The following is a 25,205-nucleotide window of genomic DNA, read 5'->3' as shown; positions in this document are numbered from 1 at the left end:
TGACGCCCCTTCGACACTAGTTAGACTTCACATCGCCCATAGAGTACACGACTTTGCCTGTGTTTGTCTCTAAAATCTGAAAAGATTCCGGATGCCGGTAGGGTTCTGATCGGAAGGTCAGCTTACCGGGATAACTGGCCTGGAGCTGCACCAGCATCGCCTCGTCTGTCGAGCGCAGGCGATCAAGCACGAGCGGAGCGATCAACACCTGCAGGTCGCACGGATTCCCATCTTTTCGGTTCTTGCGCATCACGGCCGCGATCTGGCGCTGGATGTCGACACTGAGCGAGAGCGGCGACTTGATCACTCCATGCCCCTTGCAGTAGGGGCAGTCGCTATACGTCTGAGAGAGGATGCTCTCCTCCTGGCGCTGGCGGGTCATCTCCATGAGCCCCAGCTCTGAGATCGGCAGCACGTTGGTCCGGGCGCGGTCGCGCTTCAGCGCGGCCTTCATCGCCTTGAACACAGCGGCCTGATGCTTCCGCGGCTTCATGTCGATCAGGTCGACCACCACCAGACCGCCGATGTTACGCAGCCGGAGCTGACGGGCGACCTCCTCCACCGCCTCCAGATTGACATCCAGGATCGTTTCCTCCTGTGACCCTCTGCCCCGGTGACGGCCGGTGTTCACGTCAATCGCGATCATCGCTTCCGTCTCGTCGATCACCAGATGACCGCCCGACTTGAGGCCAACCTTGCGCCGGAAGGCATCATCCAGTTGCCGGGCCACGCCATAATGTTCGAAGATGGGCAACTGCCCCTCGTAATGCGTGATCATCCCCTTGGCGCGGCGCGAGATCCGAGCGGCCATCGAGCGGATGCGCTCGTAGTCCTCGGGATCGTCAATCACCACCCGATCAATTTCCTCCGTAAGCCAGTCACGCACAATCCGTTCGATCAGATCGGGTTCCTGATAGACGCAGCACGGTCCGGGCTTCTCCTTGATGTTCTTCTCCAGGTCGGCCCACACCGCCAGCAACCCGCGCAAGTCCCGGACGAACGCGCGCTTGCTGGCGCCGGCGCCGGCGGTCCGCACGATCAGCCCGGTCTCAGCAGGAATGGGCAACCGGTCCAATATCCGCTTCAGGCGCTGCCGTTCCTTGCTGTCGCCGATTTTGCGCGACACGCCGCGAAGCTTGCATCCGGGCATCATCACCAGATACCGCCCCGGGATGCTCAGGTTGGCCGAGACCCGCGGCCCCTTGGTGCCAATCGGCCCCTTGGTCACCTGCACGATCACTTCGGAACCCTGCGGGAAGCGCTTGGCGATCTCATCGCTCGAAATGCGCCGCTTGCGCGAGCGGGTGGAATCGTCGTCCTCATCCAGCAGGCCGTCGTCATCCGGGATCATGTCCCAATAGTGGAGAAACGCGTTTTTCTTGAGGCCAACATCCACAAACGCCGCCTGAAGCTCATTCTCCAGATTCTGGATGCGCCCCTTGAAGATGCTGCCGACGAGCCGATCCTCCATCGGATGCTCGACCTGGAACTCCTCGATGTGGCCGTTCTCCACCACCGCCACGCGGGTCTCCAGTTTTTCGGCATTGACGATAATTTCACGCTTCGGCTCCTTCCGCCGAAACCAACTGAACACGATATCCAAGCCTCCCATATGCCTCTCTCCCCGCCGCCTAGAAACGCGGCGCTGTTTCGCGACCGTGGACAGCCACACTCTGGACCAGTCCGTAAGCGGTCATCATTGTTAATAAAAAGGTTCTGCCGGAGCTGATGAACGGCAGCGGCACACCCGTCACGGGCAACAGCCCGATGGTCATGCCGATATTCACGAAGAGGTGACAGAACGTCACCATCGCAACTCCGACGCAAAGCAACCGCCCCGCGCCGTCCTGACACACATAAGCCACAGCCAGCGTCGGCAAGAGAATGCCGACGGCTAGCAGCAGCACAATCATGGATCCTACAAACCCTGTCTCTTCCGCAAGCACCGAGAAGATAAAGTCGTTGCTTGCCACTGAAGCAGGCAGATAGCCCAACAGGTTCTGATCTCCTTTCAGATAGCCCTTTCCCCACAGGCCGCCGGACCCGACGGCGATTTCAGACTGTCTTTTGTTCCAACCGCGGCCAAACGGGTCGCGATCCGGATACAAAAACACAACCAGCCGATCGCGCTGATAGGCGCTCAACGGCAACATCTTTCGGATTTTCTCGCGTGTCTGCGGCGGCACATCCTCGCTTTCCGAGGCCACGATCAGCCCCAGCAACAGCACAATCGCGAGCACGGCAGCACCGATCGTGACCCCGACCGCGCGCGGCGAGACTCGAGCCACGAACAGCATCGCAAAGACCGTCGGCAGAAAGACCAGCGTCGTCCCCAGATCGGGCTGCAGAAAAATCAGCGCCATCGGGGCCGCCGTCAGAGCCAGCGTCCCCAGATACATGCCGATGCCCTTGGACGCTTCGCGGCGTCCGAGCCATTCGGCCAAAACCAGAATCGTCGCGAGCTTGGCCAGCTCAGAAGGCTGGACGCCGGCCACCCAGCGCCTGGCCCCCATCGTCTTGTCTCCGATCAGCAGCGTCAGCACCAGCAGCAGGAGCGTCCCGGCGTAAAAAAGCCATCTCGCTCGGAGAATATCCTGATAGTTGATGTAGGCAAGCCCTAAGCAGAGCAGCAACCCGATCACACCCATCTGCGCATGGAGCAGGTAGAGGCGCCGCAAGGCATCGAGTTCGCGGATCGAACAGGCGCTATACACAAACGCCACACCCACCAGCAGCGCGCCGATGATCGACGCCAGCAGCGTCAGATTCATTCGCGCAATCCAACCGAACGACTTGGAGGGGTTCATGCGCGCCCTCCGATCGCAGCGTGATGGTTGGCGGTGGGTGCCGAGGGCGCTCCTGTCTCTTCGGGCGGCGTCTGATCGGCCGCACCGAAGATGGCAGAGAACACCCGCCGCACGATCGGGCCTGCCGCCATTCCGCCCGAATCGGCCGCGTCCTCGATCACAAGGGCCATCGCCACAGCCGGGTTCTCGGCTGGCGCATAGGCGATCATCCAGGCGTATTTCTTGAGCCGTGAACCCGTCCCGTACTCCGCCGTTCCCGTCTTGCCTGCCGCAGTCACGGCGCTGCCGAGCACGTGGCGCGCGGTGCCGAGGCTCACCGCATCCTCCATGCCCCGGCGAATGACGGCAAGTTGCTCCGGACGCCACCGGATGGTTCGGACCACGCTGCCACCCTGGGTCTCGGACTGCATGATTCGGGGGCGCAGCACCCGGCCGCCGTTGGCGATCGCCGCGGTCGCCACGGCCATTTGCAGCGGCGACACGAGCAGGTCGCCCTGGCCGATGCTCATGAGGCACGTGTCGCCCAAGCGCCACACATCGTGATAAAGCGCCCGCTTCCGGGCCGCGTCCGGAACCAGCCCCGCATACTCGCCCGGCAGATCAATTCCCGAGACTGCACCCAGCCCAAGCTCGCGCGCCATCTGCCGGATCGGCTCGGGACCGATTTGCGCGGCGGTTTGGCAGAAATACCCGTTGCAGGAGACCTGCAGGGCCAGACGCAAATCCACCGTCCCGTGATGCGCGTTATGCGAACATCGGATCGGCTTCGGCTTCATCTCATATTCCCCCTTGCACGTATAGGTGTCGGCCATGGTGAAGCCGCCTTCACCCATGGCGGCCAGGCCGACAATGACCTTAAAGGTGCTCCCCGGAGGGTAGCGCCCCTGCACCGCGCGGTTGAATAGAATGTCGCCCGGGTCGCGCCGAATCGATTCCCAGCGCGCCCGGGTCGGTGCCGGGGTCATCTCATTGGGATCGAACGTCGGCGCGCTCGCCAGCGCCAGCACATCGCCGTTGCGCACGTCCAGCACCACACCCGCCCCGATCTGCCCAGCGAGTGACCGCTCCAGTTCCCGCTGCACAATGGTGTCGATCGTCAGACTCACATCCCGCCCCGGCTTGGGATCGGTCCCGGCGAGATCCAGACGCCGATAGCCCGACACGTCAACCCGGATCAGCCGGCACCCCGGCACTCCCTCTAGCACGGCGTTGTACTGCGCCTCGATCCCCGCGCGCCCGAACATCCCCAGCAGCATGAAATGATACCGTTCGTCGTTCATAGGCTCGGGCTTTTCCCGACCGGCGTAACCGAGCACATGCGCCGCCAACGAACCTTGCGGATAGACCCGTTCCGGCTGCACATACACATCCACCCCCGGCGTGGCGGTCACCCGTTCCTCAAACCGGGCCAACGTCTCGTCGTCCACATTCTGCCAGACCGGCAACGGCAGCGGCAGCCGCTTGCGCACATGGGTCGCGATCTCGCTGCGGGTCAGGGTGCGCGGCCGCCCGATGATCGCCGCCACGGCGTCGAGCTGCGCCTCGACCGCATCGATGGTGTTCGACCAGCCACCGGGACGGCGCAGCTCTTCCATGAAAACGGCCAGACACGGATTCGGCCGGTTGTCGGCGAGGCATACGCCGCGACGGTCATAAATCCGGCCGCGGGGACTGGGGAGCAGCACCCGCCGAATGCTCTGGCGGTTCTGACGTCCGGCGAAAGCCGACGTCCGCGTGACCTGTACATCGTGCAGACGCCATACCAAGATGGCGATACCGATGGCAAATCCGATCCCCAACACGGGAATGCGCCAGCCGTCAAACGTTTGCGTTGTGCCACGGAACTCTATCACGCGGTTCCGCTCCTTTCACGTTTCCGGCCAATCCGTCCAGCCATTGACACACAAAAAAAACAACCCATCCGACCCCCGCGCCCACACCAGCGGCGGCGATCAGCCCGCGCAGGCACTCCTCCCAGTTCCACACCCCCACGACCCCCGCATACCAGACCGCCTGACCCGGCGCCGCAACCGCCATGAGCGCCATGCCCCGCCAGAAGGCTTTCTCGGAAAGGTATCGCCGCACCGAGCGGATCACCCCGCACAGAATGAGCAACCAGACCGCAGTCACCGGAAATGACAGGCCGGAACAGACATCGGTGAGCGCGCCGATCCAAAGCGCGGCGGTCAACGCCAGCGGCAGTTCACGCGAAAACGCGTAGTAGGCGGCGACGGCGGTCAGCAGCGGTGGCTTAATCGCCATCCAGCTTGTGGCCGGCAGCAGGGTTTGCGCCGTGGCGGCAACCACGGCGAGCGAGAGCAGAACGGGAAGGTCGAGCCTCATGCCCCCCCCTTCTCACTGACGAGGACCATCACTTCGTCGAGCAGCCCGACGTCGGCCGCAGGCATCACCGACGCCTCGCGGTAGAGGCCGTCAGCCGTCATGCGCGTCTCCAGAAGATAGCCGACCGTCAGACCCCTCGGAAAAACGCCGCCGAGTCCTGATGTCACCACACGCGTTCGCGGCGCCGGCTCGAAAACACGGTTCAGATAGCGAAGTCTGAGGGGATCGACCACATAGACCATCTCCAGCATCTGCGTCTCGGACGAACGGCCGCCCGCCCCGCTTAACACACCGCGCACGCCCCCCAGCTCCGGCCGCCCGGTCTCCAGCTCGCAGGCCACCTTGAAGTTGGAGTCGGTGATCAGCAACACGTCGGCGGTATGAGCCGACACGGCCATCACACGCCCCACCAGCCCGGCCGCAACCACCACCGGGGCACCCACGGCAATCCCGTGATCGGTCCCTCTGCTGATCACCAATGTGCCCCACCATCCGACCGCCCCCCCGCGTTCCAGTATGGGACAGGCCACGGTCCGAAATCCCGGCTGAGACGGCAGCGCCAGCATTACCCGCAAACGGCTGTTTTCCTGTGCGACCCGCTCCAATTCACCCTCAACCAGACGCAATCGGCCCACCTCGCGCTGCAATTCCGAGACGCGATCAGCGAGGTCGAGCCGGGAGAACGAGACGGCCACACGGTTAACCACGTGACGCCGTAAAAAAACAACGCCCCTCTGATACGGGGAAAGCGCCTCCCGAGCAGCGGGCCGCAATAAAGCACGAACGCCTCCCGCCAGTAGTACAACCAGCGAGAGCGCAAACAACAGCCACACATTTCTCGGCTTCACCGATCCGCCCCGCTTGCTCTTCTGAATCGGGGGGAAGTCAACCCGCACTCAAGAAAAAGACATCCACGCCGCCGTCAACTGTGGCGCATCACGCTGCGCGCCAGCAGCGACAGCTCGCCCAAGACCACGCCCGTCCCCTCGGCCACCGCGCTCAGCGGATCGTCGGCCAGCGTCACCGGCAAAGCCGTCTGCTCCGCGATCAGCTTGTCCAACCCCCGCAACAGCGCGCTGCCGCCCGCCAGAACAATGCCGCGGTCGACCAGATCGGACGACAACTCGGGCGGCGAATTCTCCAGCGCGTTGCGGATAACGTCGACAATGGCCGAAATCGGCTCCTGCAACGCCTCCCGGATCTCCTCCGACGTGACGTGAAGTGTCTTTGGCAGCCCGGCCACCAAATCCCGCCCTTTGACGGCCATCCGCTTTTCCTCTTGGAGCGGATACGCCGAACCGATGGTAATCTTGATCTCCTCTGCGGTTCGCTCCCCAATCATCAGATTATAAACCCTGCGCATGTACTGCACGATGTATTCGTCCATGACGTCGCCGCCGACCCGAATACTCCGCGAACAGACAATACCTGCCAACGAAATCAGCGCGACTTCACACGTGCCGCCGCCGATATCCACGATCATGTTGCCCGCCGGTTCCTGAACCGGCAGCCCCACCCCGATCGCGGCCGCCATCGGCTCCTCGATCAGAAAGACCTCCCGTGCGCCCGCGTGCTTGGCAGACTCCTGCACCGCGCGCTTCTCCACCTCGGTGATGTTGCTGGGCACCGCAATGATGACGCGGGGCTTCACCAGCTTGTGAGGATGCACCTTGCGGATGAAATACCGAATCATGGCCTCTGTGATGTCGAAATCGGCGATCACCCCCGACTTCATCGGACGTATCGCCTCGATGTTTCCGGGCGTCCGGCCCAGCATGCGCTTGGCTTCTTCGCCCACAGCCAGAATGCGCTTGGTTCCCTTCTGGATGGCCACCACCGAAGGCTCGCGGAGAACAATCCCGCGATCTTTGACATACACGAGGGTATTGGCCGTTCCCAGGTCAATACCGATGTCGTTTGAAAAAAGATTCAAAAACTTGTTCAGCATGCGCGTTCTTCCTGCGGGTTCACAGAAACCCCCGCCTGTAAAAGTACACAGTGTCGGCTAGTGTGGAGTAAAGACGAACACGGGTCAAGCCCAAAAGCGTCGAAATTATTTTGTTATCACCCTGTTCTTGGCGAAGCGCATCGTGAAAAACGTCCGGAGCATAAGCCGATGCGTCACCTTCTGCCCCAAAACAAGCCGCCCGCAGCCAAGGGCTGCGGGCGACGGGTGGTTCGTGCTGCACGTGGAAACCGGTGCTACTCGCCAGCCCCCGGGCGCCACTCTTCGCTTTGCGCGAAGGCGTCGTCAAAGGCGGCGGCGAGTCCGACCAGATGCTCGCCCGGCTTCAGATCGACCTGATTCAGCTCCTTGGCCATTGCGGCCAGCTCGGTCTCGTCCATGGTCATCGCCTTGATGCTCAGACCGATCCGGCGCTCATCGCGGTCGATCTTGACGATGCGCGCTTCCACGCTCTGGCCGACCTTGAGCGCATCCTTGACCTTCTCGACATGCTGGTCGCTGATCTGCGAGATGTGGACGAGACCGTCCACACCGTCCTCCAGCTCGATGAAGGCTCCGAACGAGGCAATCTTGGAGACCTTGCCCTTGACCGACTGGCCGATCACATAGCGGGCGGCGATCGTGTTCCACGGGTCGTCGCTCGCCTGCTTCAAGCCGAGGCTGATGCGCTGGTTGGCAGGATCAACGTCCAGCACCACCGCATCTACGGGCTGTCCCTTTTGCAGCATCTCACTCGGATGATTGATCTTGCGCGTCCACGAGATGTCGGAGACGTGGATCATGCCATCGATCCCCTCTTCCAGCTCGACAAACGCACCGTATGATGTGAAGTTGCGCACCTTGCCCGAGATGCGGCTGCCGACCGGGTAGCGGTCCTGCACGGTGTCCCACGGGTTGGACTCGGTCTGCCTCATGCCCAGGGCGATCTTCTGATCGGCCCGGTTGATGCTCAGCACGACCACGTCGACCTCGTCGCCCATGTTGAGCATGTCCGAGGCGCGCGTCACCCGCTTGGTCCACGAAAATTCCGAGACGTGAACAAGACCCTCGATGCCCGGCTCGATCTCGACGAACGCGCCATAAGGCATCAGGTTGACCACCTTGCCACGCAGGCGGCTGCCGACCGGATACCGGTTTTCGATCCCCTCCCACGGGTTCGCCTGCGCCTGCTTGAGTCCCAGCGACACCCGGTCGCGATCCAGATCGACATCCAAAATCATCACGTCGAGCTCCTGGCCCACGCGCACCAGCTCGGAGGGGTGCTTGATGCGGCCCCAGCTCATGTCGGTGATGTGCAGCAGACCGTCCAAGCCGTCCAGATCGACAAACGCGCCGAACTCCGTGATGTTCTTGACGCGCCCCTTGCGGATCTGGTTCTTCTGCAGCGTCAGCAGCAGGTCGCGCTTCTTGTTGGCCTGGCGGTCCTCGAGCAGTTCACGCCGGGAGACGATGATGTTGCGGCGCTCGTCGCTGATCTTGATCACCTTGAAATCATACTTCTGATTGATGTACGGCTCCGCGTCATGAACCGGCGTGATGTCCACTTGGGACCCGGGGAGAAACGCCTCGACGCCGTCAATCATCACAATCAGGCCGCCGCGAACGCGCGAGGTGATGACACCCTCGACGACGCATCCCTCCGTATACTTCTTCAGCACCGATTCCCAGCGGAGCTTGTCATCCGCTTTGGACTTGCTGAGCACCACCATGCCGTCTTCGCCTTCGAGCTGCTCGAGCAGGACGTCAACGAGGTCTCCCACCTTGACTTGCGCGATGTCGGCGAACTGGCTGGCCTGGACGACGCCTTCGGATTTGTAACCGATGTCGATGAAGACTTGATTTCCACTCACGCCGCGAATCGTCCCCTTGACGATTCCGCCCGGCGTGAACGTGCTGCTCTGCTGCTGCAAAGCCGCCTCCATCGCGGCATACATGTCTCCGGTTTTGGGGGCAAACGTAGTGGGTTTGTGCTTGGCCATTGGGATTTTTCCGTGAAACGGTAACTGCCAGCCTGCGGCGCGCCGCCGGCCCTGCATGTGAAACCGCCGCCCGCAGGATGCGTCGCGCCGGTTTCCCGGCCGAGCTGACGACGCAGCCGGCCTCTCGCCCGTCTCGTGATTGCTGGTTTGGGTTGTGTTGCAGTCGGCTCGTCTGCCCGTATGCCACATACGGCGAACCGAATGGTCTGCCGCCTGGTGACGGCAAGCGATTACAAGTATCACATCTGCCGATGGAAAACAAGCCGTTATTTTTCACTTTTTTTTGCCCGCATCTAACCGTTTGCGCTCGCGGCAACAATCCGGTACACTGTCTCCCGTTGTTTTCGTTCAACGCATGAGAACCCGCCAACCCGGAGATGTGTCAACCGTGTCTGCACAATCATCCACGCCGGCAGCCGACTTCCTGTGGACGATCCGCACTGAGAAGGGCGCGATCTTTGGTCCGGCCTCGCACGATACCCTGCGGAGTTGGGCGCACGATGGCCGAATCGCCCCGACCAGCGAGGCGTCTCAGAATGGAACGGACTGGGTGCCCGTCACCACGCTCGGGCTCGACATGGACTGGATTGCCGAAGTTTCCCCCGCCACGTTTTATGGGCCGATCCATCGCTATGCCCTGAACGAATTGATCCGGGAGGGTTCGCTCAAGGCCACCGCCGCCATCTTTCGGCGCGAGCAAGCCGACGCGCCCGCCCCCGCGCATCAGCAGGCCGACCTGCTGGTCGCCGTCGCCGCCCGCCGTGACGCACTCGCCCGCGCAGAGACGTCCGACCAGCGCGCGGCAACCCTCCAGAGCGCGCTGAACCAGGCGCAGGCCGACCTCAAGGCGCGCGACCACGAATTCGACGCCGAACGCCAGGAGTTGAAAGCCGCTCAGAACCGCCTGCAGGCCGAAGGCATCAAAAAGGAGGGGCGGATCGCCGCCTTGGAATCGGATGTCGCCCGCCTGCAGGGCGCCGCTACCGACGGTCACGCCTTGCAGGCTCGCGTCGAATCGCTTGAGGCCGCCCTTGCGCAGGCGCGCCGGGATGCCGACGAGGCGAAGCGCCAGACCGGGCTCATCCGGCAATCGCTCCTTCACGCCGAGCAGGAATCCGCCGCCGCGCGCGCGCAGGCCGAACAGGCGCGCCGCGAACAGGCGGCCGACGCCGCCCGATTCCAGGCGCACACCGCCCGCTTCGAGAGCGTGAGGCGCATTTCCCAGCAGCTTGCAGCCACCCTCGCCGCCGCCGACCAACCGGCCACCGAAGATGCCTGCATCGTCACCGAACCCGACGCGCCCCTGCCGCCGATATCGCCCCCTACCGGAAAAAAAACCGCCGCGTCCCTTTCGCTGGCCGACCTCGAGGTGCAGGCCCAGCGTGAACTGCGCAAGATCGGCGAAACCAACGGCAGCATTTTCAAAGGCCAGAAGAAAACCAACACCCCCAACATGCCCCGCCCATGAACGCCGATAAAACAGACACCCGCCAGTGGTTCCTGCGAATCGCCGGTAAAACCATCTTCGGACCGGTATCCACCTCTGGCATCGTTGTGTGGGCCGAGCAGGGCCGCATCCTCCCGGGACACGAGGTCTCGACCGACCAGACGACCTGGCTGCCGGCCGAACAGGTCCCTGAACTGGGCATCGCCTGGTACATTGACGACGGCGCGGGCAACCTCCGAGGCCCCCTCAACCGGACAGCCGCCGACGCCATCCTCACCAGCGGCAAGGCCCCTCCAGACGCGCGGCTGGTCTACGCCGACAAGGCCGATCTGGCGCGCGTGATCCGTCCCGGCGCTGAACCGCGCGCTGCCAGCGCCCCAACCGAAAAATCGTCCAAGGAATGCGATGCGCTCCGCCACCGCATCACCGCGCTTGAAGCCGAGAACGCCCGCCAGAAAGAGACGCTCGCCGCCGCGAAACAGGCCACCAAGCAGTGCGCGGCCCTCGAACACGAGCGCGACTCCCTGCGCCTGGCCTTGGCCGAAGCCGAAAAACGGGCCATCCCCGAGTCCGATATCGCCCGCCTTCGCGAGGCCGCATCCGCGTCCGAAAGCAAGCGCCTCGCTGCGGAACAGGAGCGCGACGCCTGTCGCGCACAGGCAGCCGAGGCGGTGCGGAAGCAGGCCGCCGCGGAACAGCGCGGTGCCCATGCCGAGCGCCTGCTCGAAGAGGCGCGCGTCCAGATTGCCGCCTCTGATCGCGCGCAGGCCATGGCCTCCGCGCACGCCGACACGCTGAAGCGCGAGATCGCCGAGGTCCAATCCGCCTACTCCGATCTGCTCACGCTCTCAAACAGCCGCGAAACGGAGTTGCAAGCCCGCATCGCCGATCTGGAGAAACCACTCTCGCCCGTCGCGCGCGCGGCCGAGGCCTGCGCTGCGGACCCGCTCGGTGCCATCGCGCAAATCCTCGGCCAGGAGGTTGAACGTCTCGAGAATGATCTGGCGCTGGAGCGCGAAGCCGTCGCGGGGCTGCGCGATTGGACCACGCGCCGGCAGGAGGCGATCCAAAGCCGCATCTATGAATTGACCCGCATCCTCAGCGGCGAAATGGAGAGCACCGCCACGCGCCGCCACGCCGCCGATCCGGGCAATCGGCGCCATCCGGCCGATGCCGTCCGCCTGCAGGCCGAAATGGCCACGCTCCGCGCGACCCAGGCGCAGGAGGCTCGCCTGGCCGACGAGCGAGAGTCCGAACTCAACCGGAAAATCCGCGTGCTGGAGGCCGAAGACGCCCGCCTGCGCACGCGAGTCACCGAAACGGACAAGCTGGCCCGCCAGACTCAGGAATTGGCCGAGACCATCCGGCGCCGCGAACAGGATCTGAGCCAGGAGCGGAAGCAGCGGGAGGTCGAGCGCGAACACCATGCCTCCACCCAGCAGGCGCTCCTCCGCCGCATCGATCAACTCGAACATTCCCAGGAATCGCGATCCGACGAGACGCCGTCCCCATCGGTCGGCGGCGACACGTGCAATCCCGCGCCGTTCGCGCCAAACCGCGGCAAGCTCTCGTCCTGGATCCGTCTGAAAAGGTAGCCATGAATGCAGGTGACGCCATCATCGACCGCCCCGCCGCTCTGGCCGACGCGATCCCGATCTACACCCTGATCCGTCAGCATCCGGACGACCTGATCATCCGGCCGGTGAGCGACGTAATCATGAACATCGACCGCTTCCACGTGTGCGAGGACGGCGGGCGGATTGTCGCGTGCGCCGCCTGGCAGATTCTGCCGGAGGTCGGCGACCCCTCCAAGGCGTCGGTCGAGATCCAGTCGGTCGCGGTCAGCGCGTCCTGCCGCCGGCAGCACATCGGCACGCGCCTGATCCGGGCCGTCCTGGCGCGGGTCGAGGCGTTCGCGCCGACCCAGGCGATCGTGCTCACCTTCGCCCCCGAGTTCTTCCGGACGCTGGGCTTCCGAGAAGTCCCCAAAACCTCGCTGATGCACAAAATCTACATGGGGTGCATCAATTGCACCAAATACTCCAACCCGTTCACCTGCCCCGAAATCGCCATGGCGCTCGACCTGCACGGCCCGCGCAACAACGCGGCCGTCTCCGCCGCCGCGACCGCTCCAGAGGGGAAGGACGCATGAAGCGCGCGATGAGCGCCCGCACATGCGGGTTTGCCCTGCTGGCCGCGCTGGCGCTGCTGGCGGGATGCGCCACGCCCCAGCCGAACGGGGCTGTCACCGGCACGCTCGCCGATCTGGCGCTGTACACCGATGCTGCGGACCAGGTGTGGTTCAACGGCAGGCCTTATCCCGTTGAGCGTCTCGCCGCCGCCTTGAAGGCGATGCGTGTGCCGTTCAACCAGCCGATTCGGATCAACATCCCCGACAGCAAAAAACGCGACCTGTTCGTCCGCGTCTCCTCGGCCCTTCGAACCGCCGGATTTTCCCGCTTCTTTTTTGTCAGCGAACAACAGGCCGTATCCCGCGTGAAGGAAGCCGGTATCCCGGACACGCAGGCGCGGCCGCCAGCCGCTCCCTGAGCCTCTACACACCATGAAATCATGCACGCTTACCGCTGAAACAACCATTCAGGATCAGAGTCGCAGTGCGGCCGTGGCCGCTGCGGCCCGCGCGCTTCGCCAGGATGTCCGGCGCAAGCTCGGCCTGGAGCGTGGCACCGTCCGCGGCCCCGCCCCGGCCGGAATCGCGTTGCGCCTCGGCCCCGCCGGCGGCGGCTTCGACGCCCATGTCATCGAGGTGAAACCCGAAGGCATCACCATCACCGGCAGCGACGAACTCGGGCTGATCCATGGGATCTACGCCTTCAGCGCGCGCTGGCTAGAGGCCGATCCCTGCCGTTATTTCACGGGCATCGTTCCCGCGCGCGCCGATCAGATCGAGATTCCCTGCGGCACGTCGGCCTCCCAGCCCCGCACCTTCCGCCATCGCGGTTTTTTCTTCAACGACGAGGATCTCCTGGTCGGCTTTCAGATGGAGAAACCGGAGCACGGATTTTCCATGGAGGTGTGGCGCGAACTGCTCGAACTCGCTTTGCGCATGGATTGCACCTGCGTCATCCCGGGCACCAACATCCTCCCCGATGAACCGCAGATCACGCTCGCCTCGAATTTGGGACTCTACATCGCCCAGCATCACGCCGAACCGCTCGGCTCCGCGCCGTTCTACTGGCCGCGCGGCATCCCCTTCTCCTGGTCCACCAACCGCAACGAAATCCTCGCCTACTGGCGCAAGGCCATCGCGCGCCAGACCGGAAAGAAGGTGCTGTGGACCCTCAACTTCCGCGGGTTGATCGACCGTCCGTTCTGGGTGGACGACCCCAACATGAAGCCCGATGCGCCGCTGGAAATCAAGGCGCAGATCATCAATGAAGTCCTGGCGGCCCAGCTCCAGCTCATCCGCGAAGTCCGCGGGGAGGAGACGCCCGAAACCTACGGTTACCTCTGGGGCGAACTGTACACCCTCTACAACGCCGGGCTGCTGCGGTTTCCCGAAGGGACAACGATCATCCATACAGACGACGGCGACGCCTGCATGCGACAGAATCTGGAGGATCTGGTCGGCCGCTCGACGCACGCGACGGGCGTCTATCAGCATGTCTCGATGTTCAACGGCGCCCAATCCATGCGCGTGACGAGCTATGCGCCGCGCGTCTATGCGCGCGAACTCAAGCGCGCGGTCGATCTGGGCATGAACCGCATCCTGATCCTCAACGTCGGAAACGTGCGCGAAAAGATCTTCAATCTGCGACAGGTCATGGGCTACGCCAGCGACTACGCCGCCATGGCCGCCGTCTGCGGCGCGGACGGGGACGGCACGTTCGGCTGGTACACGCGGCAGGTGCTCGGCACGGAACACCACGAGGTGGCTGACGCCTACCGAGCGCTGACCGATATTCCATTCGCGGCCGACGAGAGCCGTCCGGATAACACCGTGGGAGACAACCTCTATCCGATGATCGTCCGCTTCACTCTCCAGCGTGTTTACAACCGCGAGGACAAGCCTCCGGCCATCTGGGGCCTGAAGCGCTTTGCCACGCTGCGCGAGGCGCTGAGTTGGTTTGTCGAGAGGCTGGACGCCGCCGAGCCGAAATGGGCGATAGCCGCCGAGCGCGCCCACGACGCCGCGCGGCATCTTCACGGCAACCGCCGGACGTTCTTTGAGCACGAAGCCATGGCCCAGCTCGACAAATCCCTGCACCAGACGCGCATGGCGCGGGCCTTCTGCCGCTCGGTGATGCACTATCTGGACGGGCGCGGCTACGAGGCCTATCTCGAAGCCTACCAGGCGCTGCGCCACGTCGAGGCCGCCCTGGCGGTCGAGGCGCGCATCGAGACCGGCGAATTTGTCGGCTGGCACCGCAACGACCTCAACTGCCGCACGTGGAAGTGCAAGGACTTTCTGTCCACCTGGCACGCGATGCTCAATGACCAGCGCTGGATGAATCTCGAAGGCATGGCTGAGGGTCCCCAGCCCTGCTACGCCGCCTACAAGTACAACCCGAACTTCCCGACCGCCTACCGGCCTGACCTGTTTCTTCAGCCCGAACGGTGATTAGGGTTGATATCCAGCCCCCGCTCGTGCTATAAACTCTCTCCACTTCCGCCAGGGTGGCGAAATGGCAGACGCAGTGGACTCAAAATCCACCGGTGGCAACACCGTGAGGGTTCGACTCCCTCCCCTGGCACCATATTTTAAAATCGCAAACCATTGAAAGAGGTAACGATACAACACATTGAGGATCTTTATAAAATCTTTTCGCCACAAGAATTTCGCACCAGACACTGACCCAATTATGAATGTAGCTGAATATATTGCGAGTGAACTCAATCGAAGAGGGATCAAACGCGTGTTCGAGGTCACTGGCGGAATGATCACTCTCCTGCTGGATGCGTTGTACCGCGATGGACGCGTACAGATCGTATCCCTTCGCCACGAACAGGCTGCGGCAATGGCTGCTGACGTGTATGGAAGGCTGACGGGAAGACCTGGCGTGGCTATGGCAACGAGCGGCCCTGGCGCGATCAATTTACTTACGGGAATCGCTGGCGCTTACTTTGATTCTAGTCCGGCTGTGTTTATCACGGGGCAGGTTAATCGGGATGAGCAACGTGGTCCCCGAGCCATTCGCCAGCAAGGGTTTCAAGAAACGGACATTGTGTCTATGGCCCATGCCGTCACAAAAGGAGCTTGGACCGTTGAGGATGCAGCCTCTTTCCCCGCAATACTGGACGAGGCCTTTCGATTGGCCGTAGAGGGCCGTCCTGGTCCGGTTTTGCTGGATATCCCCATGGATGTGCAGAGACAGAAGGTTGGCGCCTCTTCGTGTGTGAGTGCTCATTGCGCGTTTACACATGAGGGGGCCAGCCTTTCCCAGAGTCTTGTTCGTGATGTGTTGTCCGCTTTGGCAGATGCACAGCGTCCGCTCATTCTGGTGGGGGGCGGTGTAAGGGCGGCTGGGGCGGTCGAACGTTTTAGGTCTTGGTCTTCCCGCATCGGAGTTCCGGTGGCATACTCGCTGATGGGGGTGGATGTGTTGCCGTCCGACGATCCGAACCGGGTCGGGCTCGTCGGAACGAACGGGAACCGCTGGGCTAACAAGGCAATGGTGGAAGCGGACACGATTCTGGTTCTGGGAAGCCGACTCGATGTAAGGCAGACAGGGTCGAGTGTCAAGGGTTTCTCTAATCAGCGGGTCTTTCATGTCGATTGTGTAGAGGCGCAGATCAACAACCGCTTGAGTGGCTGCACGCCTGTCGTTGCAAACATCCTCGACTTCTTGACGGTGGCCGATGAATTGACGGAGACGATCACTTGGCCGGAAAGACAGGAATGGCTGGCCAGTATCAGTCGCTGGCATCAGCAACGTACGGACTGCGACGAGTTGGGGAGCGGAATATCGATGAATCCCAACAGGCTCGTAAAGAAATTAACACGAGCGTTTCCTTCCGCACGGGTGATCGTGACTGATGTGGGCCAGAACCAATTGTGGGCGGCCCAATCGGCCTGTGTCCGGAAGAATCAGCGTTTTCTTTCCCCCGGTGGATTGGGAGCTATGGGATTCGGATTGCCAGCAGCCATTTCAGCGTCGATGGTGTCGGGCGAGACGATCCTCTTCGCCGGGGACGGCGGCTTCCAGATGAACATTCAAGAACTTCAGAGTGTTGTGCATCATGCGCTGCCCCTGCGTCTGGTGGTTCTGAATAATCAATCGTTGGGAATGGTGCGCCAGTTCCAGGATTCTTATCTTGACGGGCGCTATCAATCAACCGTTTGGGGATATTCGGCGCCTGACTTCATAAAGATAGCGCTCGCCTATGGTATCCCTGCCAAAACGCTTGTAACTATGGATGAATGTCGCGATGCTTGTGAATGGATGAAGCAGCAGAAAGGGCCGTGTCTTTTACAGGTTATGATCGATCCAAGGACCGATCTCTATCCAAAGGTAAAGTTCGGCAACGCTCTTTCCGAAATGGATCCTCCCGTCGACTTCCAAGGATTCCCATGAGAGGCTCTGTCATAGAAGAACACATGGGGAACATATTCCCCGCGCTCGCGGGCAGTGTGTCGCTTCTCAAATGTCAGCATGTCTTCTTGACCGGTGGGACCGGTTTTTTTGGCAAGTGGTTGTTGCAATTATTTGTTCATTTGCGCAAGAGCTGTAATCTCAACATCACCGTGACCGCACTCTCGCGTGACCCCAAGCGATTTCTCGATTCCTGTCCCGAGTTCATTGGCCAGCCGGGATTAAATTTCATCGCGGGGAATGTCCGCTCGTTCACGCCGCCGACCGGGCGCACTTTCGACTTTGTGATCCACGGCGCGACCGCCGCCAGTGCGAAATTGGAACAAGAAGATCCCGAAGAAATGTACTCCGTCATCACCGAGGGGACGCGGCATCTGTTGGAGTTTGTCACGCGGTGTGGAGCCCGGCGACTGCTCTATATCAGTTCAGGAGCGGTTTACGGCATGCAACCGCCGACACTGAGTCATGTTCCTGAAACGTACGAAGGTGTCCCGCAAACCGCATATGGACGAGGTAAAAAGGTTTCTGAGCAGCTCTGCCTCGATGCTTCGACCGGTTCCTTTGAATGTGTCATCGCCCGCCCTTTTGCCTTTGTCGGGCCTTATCTTCCGCTCGACGCCCACTTCGCCATCGGCAACTTCATCCGAGACTGCCTGGAAAACCGCCCCATTGTCATTCGTGGTGACGGCACTCCACTGCGTTCGTATCTTTACGCCGCCGATCTCGCGGAGTGGCTCTGGACGCTTCTGCTGCGGGGCGAGCATGGCAGGGCCTACAACGTGGGCTCGGAGGATGTCATTTCCATCCGTGACCTGGCCTGCCTGGTCCGAGAATGCGCGGGTACGCAGAACGAGATCCTGATTCAACAGCAAGCGCAAGAGGGCGTCCTGCCCGCGCGTTATGTGCCGTCCGTCGCCCGCGCCCGGCACGCATTCGGCTTAACCCCGCACGGCTCCCTCGCCGATGCGATCCATCAAACAGTCGCGTGGCACCGATCACGTGGCACCGTATAAGGGATTCCCCACACCTATCAGGCTGGTGCTTACGCCTGTTTGATGGCACGCACAATGAGCGATTTGCCAAAGGTGGGGAACCACCGCGCCAGCCAGTAGCTGTGCAGTGACCCCGCCGCGTTGAAATTAATCACATCGGAACAGAACACCTCGACTGTAAAACCGTGTTTGCCCAGAATGTCGAAAAGCGTCTGCCGAATGAAATAGCGGATATGGCCGGCCGCACCATCGGTGAACGAAATCTCAATGTGAGGATTTTGGTTCAAGAGTAACAGCAGTCGTCTTCCAAAAGCGGCAAGATTCGGTGTGGTTAGAACAAATACGCCTGCCGGCTTTAAGACTCGTCCGATTTCCGACAGCATCTTGTCAATATCGAAGATGTGTTCAATGATTTCACCAGCGAAAACGCCGTCAAACAGGGCATCATCGAATGGAAATCGTTCCTCGACATTGCCGAGCCGGGCTTTCACTCCTCTCGCCAGGGCCTGAGCTATGGCAGGCTCGGATGCGTCGATACCGTAAACCTCATTCCCTTCATTCAGGAGTAATGTCCCGATCGTTCCGTCCAGACAACCGACATCTAACACTCGCCCAACCCGGCCAAGCAGCGGCACGACCATCTTGACCCGACTGTCATCTTGTCCGCACCGGGACACAGGATAAGCAGACGAATTGAAAGCATAGGGATTCATACTAACACTCCGCATTTTTGTCTCGTGCGAGTCTCACTATCCGTAGATATCTTCTGCATCACGCAACACCCATTTCCATCCGCTACGGCCAGATCATCCATCGCGACACGATCCCAGTCGTACCTTCCGGCGCAATCACGCCCGCGCTTGGCATAATCGGAAAACCGGCCCGCATCATCCAACAGACCGCAAAGCGCCACTGCAAAAGCGCGAGGGTTACCCTCGCGCACCGTGACCAGAGCGTTGCCATAGACACGGCGATAGACCGGCAAGTCATACGCCACCACCGGCAGCCCGCAGGCCATCGCTTCGCACACCGCGATCCCCCACCCTTCCTCATGACTGGGAGCGAAAAGAAGACGCGCGCTCTTAATCGTGCGGACATAGGCGTCGAAGGGCAGCCAACCCTCGGCCGGTTTGAAAATCGTAATCACCCCATCGAGCCCCTCCTTGCGGATGTGTTTGGCCAATGCGTCCTCGCCAGCCATTCCACCCATCAACAATAACGTGGTGCCGGGGCGGATCGCCTGAACACACTTCCAGATGGGAACGACGTCGAGACTCCCCTTGTTCGGCCGTACGCCGATCATCACGGCATCCACCGTCTTGCCTGATTCTGGAACCTGTTTGATTGGTCCCGCATCAATGCCATTCTGCATTTTTCGGATGCGCTCGCGCGGCATCCCCATTTCCGAAAGGCGTTTTCCGCACAAATCCCCCGCGTCCGAATCGAGCACCCAGGCCTGATCCGCAAAACGTGCAATCCGTTTGAAGCTCCACTCCTGCATCCGCCAAGTGATGGCATTAAACAGCCGGTTGCCCGGCCGCTGTGTCGGATGCAATTCTTTGTGATGGATCCAGGCGATCCAGCGCGATCCCGGACGTCTCCGCTTCACAACGCAGGCCGCCGCCACATCACAAAAGTAGTCGCTGACTGTGATCACGACATCGGCCTTCGGCATCCGTTTTCTCGCTAGATGCGCATGGATAGCCGTCACAAAATAGGACCAAAGCCGAAACGCCTTCATCTTGAACGGTTCACGATTCAAAAAAAGTGATGCGGGTACACGGACGACGGGAAGTGTGCAGCCGACGCTGCGCAACACACATTCGCCGCCAGAGGTCGTCATCAGCGTCTGTGCAAGATCAGGAATATCCCGTTTCCACCGCGACGAAATCGCGTGAAACCGAATGGGTGATCCTGTGATCGCCCCCGAATCAAGCCCGTAGCTGTTCAATATCCAGACAATGTTCATTCTGAAATCGTCTCCTGCAATTTCTTCCGGAACTCAAAGATTCCGCATCCGTAATCACATCCACAATTATCGATTATCCGCTCGGGTGTCAGTTGTACGTTGGCATGAAAGTTTCCTGCATCGTCCACATACGAGAATTCATCAAGCTCAAAGCCCAGATGCGCCAGATCGAGAATGGTCCGGATATTGAACACCCGGCATGCGTTAAAATCAATGCGCTCAGGACCGATAGGCGTTGAAAAATAGAGCACGCCCCCGGGTTTGAGCACGGAACACAAGTTGTCAAAGCCCTTGACATGCCCATACAAATCAATCGCATCACCGTAACGCCCCAAACCGAAATGCTCGATGGCATGCAGGCAGGAGAGCGAGTCGCAGCAGTGTCGATACGCAGAATCCAGATGCGTCAGATCAGCCTGCTTAAAGAGAATCGACGGGATGTTTAGCGTCAGAGGCCGAATATCAAAGACTTCGATATCTCTAAACGATGCCACATGCGCCACAAAACCGTCCACACGAGATCCGATATCCATATGCCGGACGGGACGGCGTTCAAAGATCTTTCGAGCGATAAAGAAATCTTGAAAGAAATAATGACCGCTCGCCGTCCCACTGGGCGCGTAGCGGTCTCCCAGGCACGGCATCGAGAAATGAAGGCGAAAGGGATATCCTGCCTTGCGGTTCTGCCCTGCCAGCGTTTGGTATTCCTTCAGGGCGACGATAAATCCGCGAAACGCATACCGCCAGGCAGCGGGGTTGAAACCGAAGGCCAGCATCCACACACACGCTGATTTTGCAAATCGCCGAAAGCGGCTAGTTTTGCGCCTGTTCATATTCGACTCTCTCCTAGGCGTTTAATTGGTCAAACGCATTTTCAAAGATTCGTCTCCACTCATATTCGTGGCCCATGGCAGACGCGCGAGCTCGAATTGCGGAGTATTCGGCCGAGCGCATCACCGAGGCAACCGTCTCGGCCAGATCCGTGGCATCATACCGCGCGATCCGCCCGGCACCTTCGCGTGCAATCACCCGTGCGATGGGCGGGACGTCCGTCAACACAACAGGCAGTCCGCATCCGAGGTAAACCTTGACCTTTCCAGGATCTGAATAAAACGTAAAGCTGTTGGCATCGGAGGGGTCATACGGAGCGATCGCCACACCGCCCCGGGCCACCAACGCCACGACATCGCCAATGGCTGCCAGAAAGCCATGAAAAGTCACCTGATCGCGCAGACCCGCCCGTTCGGCTTCCGCCTTCAAACCCGCGAGATCCCGGCCTCCGCCGATGATCGTGAAGCGGAAAGCGGGAACCATGCGTCGCAAAGCGTTGGCAAAGGGTATGAATAGATCAGCCCCTTTGCTTTGCACAATATCACCCATGTAAACCACGTTTCGAACATCATACGATGCGCTACTGACGGCATGACAGCCATAGGGAACAACATACCACCGGACACGCCGCCGGTCGAGCCGGCCGGCATTGAAACGACCCTGAATCATTTCCTCTGTCAACGGCCAGACGACATCCGCCCGGCAGGCGGCTTGTCGATCCACCCAGTAATACAAACCATTCAATAACCGATTGGCATAGCGCACTGGCGTATAATCAATCATGTAATAGGCGACACGCTTGATTCGAGCTATGCGACTTGCCAGACATCCAGCCAACGAAAGGAGGTTATCCCCGGCCACCAGCAGGTCAGCGCCGCATCCCACTCGCATGGCGTAAGTGATCGCATACAGAAAGTCTTTGGCGTAAGCAAGCGGTTCCGGCAGCCGGATTCTAAACAGCGAACGGGTGGTCTTGAACAACCGACCGTCCCGATAAACATCGGTCCGAATAAAGCGGTCAGGGTTAGGACCAAACGGAAAAGCCACATATGCGAGCTCGCGGACCCGCATGCCAACAAGCCAATCCCGCAATTCTTCACATGCGCCCGTCGTCGCATAGTGAGAAAAGATGACGACTTTTCCTTTTTGTATTTGTTCGGCCGTCACAATCCGTTCCGACCCTTTCCATTCAAACATCCAGATGAGATCACATTATAGGCTCCAAACGATAAACCCGCCAGCAGGAACACCGCATACTCACGCATCTCTTTTCGAGCGACTTGGTGAGCTTGCACGCGCGTCAGCCGATGGCGTCAGAAGCCCCTCGATGAACCAGAACGTCTCATGGTATATCAACGCAACATCAATGACCGGAACCAAGAGAATACGCCAATTCATCAGGGTACATCGCGTGGTAAACATCCGTCTGGAATAAACCAATGAAAAAATGAAGAAGATAATACAACCTTCCACAAACAGATGCGGAACCAAAGGCAACACAGCCAGCGCAGGCTTGATCAGCAAAGGCACCTTGCCCGTCAGGGGACGCAGACCCTCAAAAACCAATATCTTTCCATAGGTACGCGCCAGCATTTTTCGTGTCTTGAAGAGGGCCCCCAGCCTATACCCGGGCCCCAGATCATGGAGGTGAACGACACGTGCCGAGGACCCAACGATCTTGCCGACCTTTTTCAACCGCGCATTGAGGTCCGAATCCTCCCCACCGTACCCACAAGTTGCAGTAAACCTTTTGACGTTGTGCCCGCCCACCTTCAGATAAGCCTCTTTGCGAATGCAGTCAAATTTGCCGCACATGCAGGGTTTCTCGATCAATGCCATACGGGCAAATAAATATTTCTGCCAGAAAGGAAAGCGCTCCCATACTTCTTCAGGCATTAACAAGACAGAATAGGCGGCGACCACCTGCGGATCAGAGAGAAGCGGCTCGACCAAGCGTTCAATCTCCTGCGGCGAAGGCAACATGCTGTCGGAGTGCACAAACACCAGCAATGACGCTGTCACGATCTCGGCCCCCAGATTGTAACTTGATGTCAATCCGCCGTTCACGGACTGCCGGATCAGACGCACAGCAACCGGACTCGATTTCGCAAAGTCTTCGACGAGACCGGCCGACGCGTCTGTTGAAACATTGTCAACGACAACAATTTCAGCAATGGGATACGTCTGCGAGATCAATCCTTTCAAGCACGCCACTATCGTTGTCGCCGAGTTTCTCATCCCAACGACGACACCGACTGGAAGATATTGCGAGGTCCCCATCTCAAATGTTCTCCAACACGACAAATGCTTCCTGATAATAACGCTCGTACTCAAAGCACGATATGAAATGCCGAACACCTTCCTGATACCGCAAGTAATGATTCTGCATCCTTTCCAGAGCGGTCTGTATCTCGTCAACAGCCCCGATAACCTCCCCGCTTCCGAACCGCTCCACAAAAGGCACTATATCCGATACCCGTGTGATCAGCACCGGCAAGTGCATCTCGGCATAGGCCTTCACCTTTCCGGGATCCGCATAATGCGAAAAGTTACCGGGAGAATGATCGTAAAGCGCAACCCCAACGTGGCACGTGCGCGCAACCGAGACCAGTTCCTCTTCAGAATAAAACCGATTGGGAAAAAAGACCTTGTTGCCGAGCTGTTGCTTCGTGATCCACTCCTGAAGCTGTTTGACAAATACAGGCTGGCCGACCCCGATCAGGTTCAACCGGAATCCCTCATGTGTCGCAAGAAAATCAAGGATCGCCTCAATCCCCTGACCCGGCCGGATCAACCCGACGAACAAGAGCGTAAACGGGGCCGGCGGAGGCGCCGCCTGATCGGGGTAAGCCTTGAGCCCCCACATCACCGTTCGACGGGACGGGCACGCAGCAACGTGTCCGTTCATCACCCGATTGATCGAATCACTCAAATAGAACGCAAAGGAAACCCGGTCGTGATAGCACTTCTTGACACGCTCAAACCAGACGACGATGCGCCGTGTATCGGTGAAATAGTCCCCGATCCAATAGGCATAAACCACCGGTCGAATCCATTTGATGAGCGACATGCCCACGAAAGCAATCGGATGAGATCCCAGCACGAGCGTTTGATTCGGATGCTTCGCAAAACGAAGCAGGGCTCGCAGGTGGTTCATGTACCACCAGGAATAATAACCGACGACCCACCGGGATGACCGCACGGGGTATTCGCGAACAAGGGCTCCCCGGTGATAGATCCGAATGACGTTCTGATGTGGTGAGATGCGCGGCTCAACCACATAGACCAGCAGGTCCTCCGTATGAGCCGCCCAATAGGCCTCGATGTGTCCGCAGAACTGCGAACTGCCGTAGGTGAATATCCGGCTATATCGGCTTGTCCAGGGCATTGTCCCGTGTCCTCATTCAGAAGAAGCGACCGGCATCCACGTTGGATTGACCATGTCCGCAGTTGTCGGCTGTCCCCGGAACCACGTTTGGGGATAGACGGTTATGCCAGACGGGGCGCGGCTCAAAAACGCCCCCCACCAGGAGAACGTGCTGTTGGCGATGATGTGATGGCGGCAGGCTGAAATGAGATGCATATCGCACCACGGAGCGTCTGCATTCCCTTCAACGTAGACCACGTTGGACAGATCGGCAAAAGCGTTCCTGCACCAGGGTATGTCGTCCGAGAAGATGACCCACAGCGGGTCCTCTACGCGCTGCCGGATCGTGTGGATCGCCCGCGCATAATAGGTGAAATCCAGAACCGGCGCGCCATTGTTTGCGCTCAAATAGTCCGTCCGCCGGATATGAATCGAGACTGAGGATGCGGTGTTGGAGAACCGTTCGTAATAGGTTTTGTTGGGGCCGGACAGTTCACTCGTCAACGTAAACGCCTCACGAATAGCATCCGTCGCATCCGCCAGATACGGGAGAACCCCGTAGCAACCGGCAATGCACAGCGTCGCGTTGGTTCCAGCCAAGAGCGCGTTCATAAAACCGGGGTCAACATGAAAGAGCTGATCGGTCTGAATGACGCACACATTGAGAATACGGAACAACGCTGTCGCCAGGCCCATGCTGATCCGCTTCCCGATGATCCAGGCAGCCAGAAAAAGCCCCGTTTGGACGGTCCCCCACCGTCTCGTTGCACGCGGGCCGCAGAATTGATCCAACTGATACGTCCGGCCGCTTCTGAACACAAGGAAGTCTGTCAGATCCAGACGAAGCACACGTCCGGTACGCTGCGAGACTGCAAGACCGAGCGCATATTCAAACATCTGGTTGCCAAGACCGCCACTGACACGGACGACAAGTGTTTTCATAAGCCAAT

General features: G+C 60.2%; 21 protein-coding genes and 1 tRNA gene. 8 read left to right on the top strand and 14 right to left on the bottom strand.

The features are described 5' to 3' along the window. Nucleotides 1-16 precede the first annotated feature (16 nt). From FJ222_00610 to rpsA, 7 genes are all read right to left on the bottom strand, one after another. Nucleotides 17-1,612, bottom strand: coding sequence for an Rne/Rng family ribonuclease (locus FJ222_00610; GenBank protein MBM4162940.1), 1,596 nt, complete (start codon nt 1,610-1,612; stop codon nt 17-19). 19 nt (nt 1,613-1,631) lie between these two features. Beyond that, the gene (locus tag FJ222_00605) at nt 1,632-2,807 is read right to left on the bottom strand and encodes a rod shape-determining protein RodA (GenBank protein ID MBM4162939.1); all 1,176 of its coding nucleotides are present in this window, start codon (nt 2,805-2,807) and stop codon (nt 1,632-1,634) included. Further along, on the bottom strand, nt 2,804-4,660 hold the full coding sequence (gene mrdA, locus FJ222_00600) for a penicillin-binding protein 2 (protein MBM4162938.1): 1,857 nt from the start codon (nt 4,658-4,660) through the stop codon (nt 2,804-2,806). Before mrdA ends, FJ222_00605 begins: the two co-directional genes overlap by 4 nt. Then, nucleotides 4,626-5,150 (bottom strand): hypothetical protein, encoded by a 525-nt coding sequence (locus FJ222_00595; protein ID MBM4162937.1) that lies wholly within the window; start codon nt 5,148-5,150, stop codon nt 4,626-4,628. Before FJ222_00595 ends, mrdA begins: the two co-directional genes overlap by 35 nt. Then, nucleotides 5,147-5,857 carry a rod shape-determining protein MreC gene (locus FJ222_00590; protein MBM4162936.1) on the bottom strand — a complete coding sequence of 237 codons (711 nt, stop codon included), beginning with the start codon at nt 5,855-5,857 and terminating at the stop codon, nt 5,147-5,149. Before FJ222_00590 ends, FJ222_00595 begins: the two co-directional genes overlap by 4 nt. 215 nt (nt 5,858-6,072) lie before the next feature. Then, nucleotides 6,073-7,098, bottom strand: a complete 1,026-nt coding sequence (locus FJ222_00585; GenBank protein ID MBM4162935.1) for a rod shape-determining protein — start codon at nt 7,096-7,098, stop codon at nt 6,073-6,075. A gap of 254 nt (nt 7,099-7,352) precedes the next feature. Next, the gene (rpsA, locus tag FJ222_00580) at nt 7,353-9,038 is read right to left on the bottom strand and encodes a 30S ribosomal protein S1 (protein ID MBM4162934.1); all 1,686 of its coding nucleotides are present in this window, start codon (nt 9,036-9,038) and stop codon (nt 7,353-7,355) included. Nucleotides 9,039-9,483: 445 nt separating this feature from the next. Here rpsA and FJ222_00575 point away from each other — a divergent pair, with 445 nt between their 5' ends. From FJ222_00575 to FJ222_00540, 8 genes are all read left to right on the top strand, one after another. Further along, nucleotides 9,484-10,563 carry a hypothetical protein gene (locus FJ222_00575; GenBank protein MBM4162933.1) on the top strand — a complete coding sequence of 360 codons (1,080 nt, stop codon included), beginning with the start codon at nt 9,484-9,486 and terminating at the stop codon, nt 10,561-10,563. Then, entirely contained in the window at nt 10,560-12,137 is a 1,578-nt protein-coding gene (locus tag FJ222_00570) for a hypothetical protein (GenBank protein MBM4162932.1), read from the top strand. The genes FJ222_00575 and FJ222_00570 overlap by 4 nt, the downstream gene beginning before the upstream one ends. Nucleotides 12,138-12,139: 2 nt before the next feature. Beyond that, the gene (locus tag FJ222_00565; protein ID MBM4162931.1) at nt 12,140-12,694 is read left to right on the top strand and encodes a GNAT family N-acetyltransferase; all 555 of its coding nucleotides are present in this window, start codon (nt 12,140-12,142) and stop codon (nt 12,692-12,694) included. An 8-nt stretch (nt 12,695-12,702) separates the two neighbouring features. Continuing rightward, the gene (locus FJ222_00560) at nt 12,703-13,092 is read left to right on the top strand and encodes a hypothetical protein (GenBank protein ID MBM4162930.1); all 390 of its coding nucleotides are present in this window, start codon (nt 12,703-12,705) and stop codon (nt 13,090-13,092) included. Between the two features lie 13 nt (nt 13,093-13,105). Continuing rightward, complete coding sequence (locus tag FJ222_00555; GenBank protein ID MBM4162929.1) at nt 13,106-15,124, top strand: hypothetical protein; 2,019 nt, start codon at nt 13,106-13,108, stop codon at nt 15,122-15,124. Between the two features lie 50 nt (nt 15,125-15,174). Continuing rightward, nucleotides 15,175-15,260, top strand: a tRNA-Leu gene (locus FJ222_00550). Nucleotides 15,261-15,365: 105 nt separating this feature from the next. Next, complete coding sequence (locus FJ222_00545) at nt 15,366-17,078, top strand: thiamine pyrophosphate-binding protein (GenBank protein MBM4162928.1); 1,713 nt, start codon at nt 15,366-15,368, stop codon at nt 17,076-17,078. Then, nucleotides 16,943-18,109: an NAD(P)-dependent oxidoreductase gene (locus FJ222_00540; protein MBM4162927.1), complete on the top strand. Its 1,167-nt coding sequence runs from the start codon at nt 16,943-16,945 to the stop codon at nt 18,107-18,109. The genes FJ222_00545 and FJ222_00540 overlap by 136 nt, the downstream gene beginning before the upstream one ends. A gap of 29 nt (nt 18,110-18,138) precedes the next feature. Here the strand turns inward: FJ222_00540 and FJ222_00535 are convergent, their stop codons facing one another. From FJ222_00535 to FJ222_00505, 7 genes are all read right to left on the bottom strand, one after another. Continuing rightward, complete coding sequence (locus FJ222_00535) at nt 18,139-18,816, bottom strand: class I SAM-dependent methyltransferase (protein ID MBM4162926.1); 678 nt, start codon at nt 18,814-18,816, stop codon at nt 18,139-18,141. Beyond that, complete coding sequence (locus FJ222_00530; protein MBM4162925.1) at nt 18,798-20,057, bottom strand: glycosyltransferase; 1,260 nt, start codon at nt 20,055-20,057, stop codon at nt 18,798-18,800. The genes FJ222_00535 and FJ222_00530 overlap by 19 nt, the downstream gene beginning before the upstream one ends. Continuing rightward, on the bottom strand, nt 20,054-20,701 hold the full coding sequence (locus FJ222_00525) for a DUF268 domain-containing protein (GenBank protein MBM4162924.1): 648 nt from the start codon (nt 20,699-20,701) through the stop codon (nt 20,054-20,056). Before FJ222_00525 ends, FJ222_00530 begins: the two co-directional genes overlap by 4 nt. A gap of 202 nt (nt 20,702-20,903) precedes the next feature. Then, the gene (locus FJ222_00520) at nt 20,904-22,085 is read right to left on the bottom strand and encodes a glycosyltransferase (protein MBM4162923.1); all 1,182 of its coding nucleotides are present in this window, start codon (nt 22,083-22,085) and stop codon (nt 20,904-20,906) included. Nucleotides 22,086-22,145: 60 nt separating this feature from the next. Further along, on the bottom strand, nt 22,146-23,168 hold the full coding sequence (locus FJ222_00515) for a glycosyltransferase (protein MBM4162922.1): 1,023 nt from the start codon (nt 23,166-23,168) through the stop codon (nt 22,146-22,148). 1 nt (nt 23,169) lies between these two features. Continuing rightward, nucleotides 23,170-24,276 (bottom strand): glycosyltransferase family 4 protein, encoded by a 1,107-nt coding sequence (locus FJ222_00510; protein MBM4162921.1) that lies wholly within the window; start codon nt 24,274-24,276, stop codon nt 23,170-23,172. 12 nt (nt 24,277-24,288) lie between these two features. Further along, the gene (locus tag FJ222_00505; protein MBM4162920.1) at nt 24,289-25,197 is read right to left on the bottom strand and encodes an alpha-1,2-fucosyltransferase; all 909 of its coding nucleotides are present in this window, start codon (nt 25,195-25,197) and stop codon (nt 24,289-24,291) included. Nucleotides 25,198-25,205: the final 8 nt, after the last annotated feature.

It is taken from the genome of Lentisphaerota bacterium, from assembly GCA_016873675.1.
Taxonomy (GTDB): domain Bacteria; phylum Verrucomicrobiota; class Kiritimatiellia; order RFP12; family JAAYNR01; genus VGWG01.
Note: the sequence above shows the minus strand (reverse complement) of the source record. Positions and strands in the feature narration are given on the sequence as shown.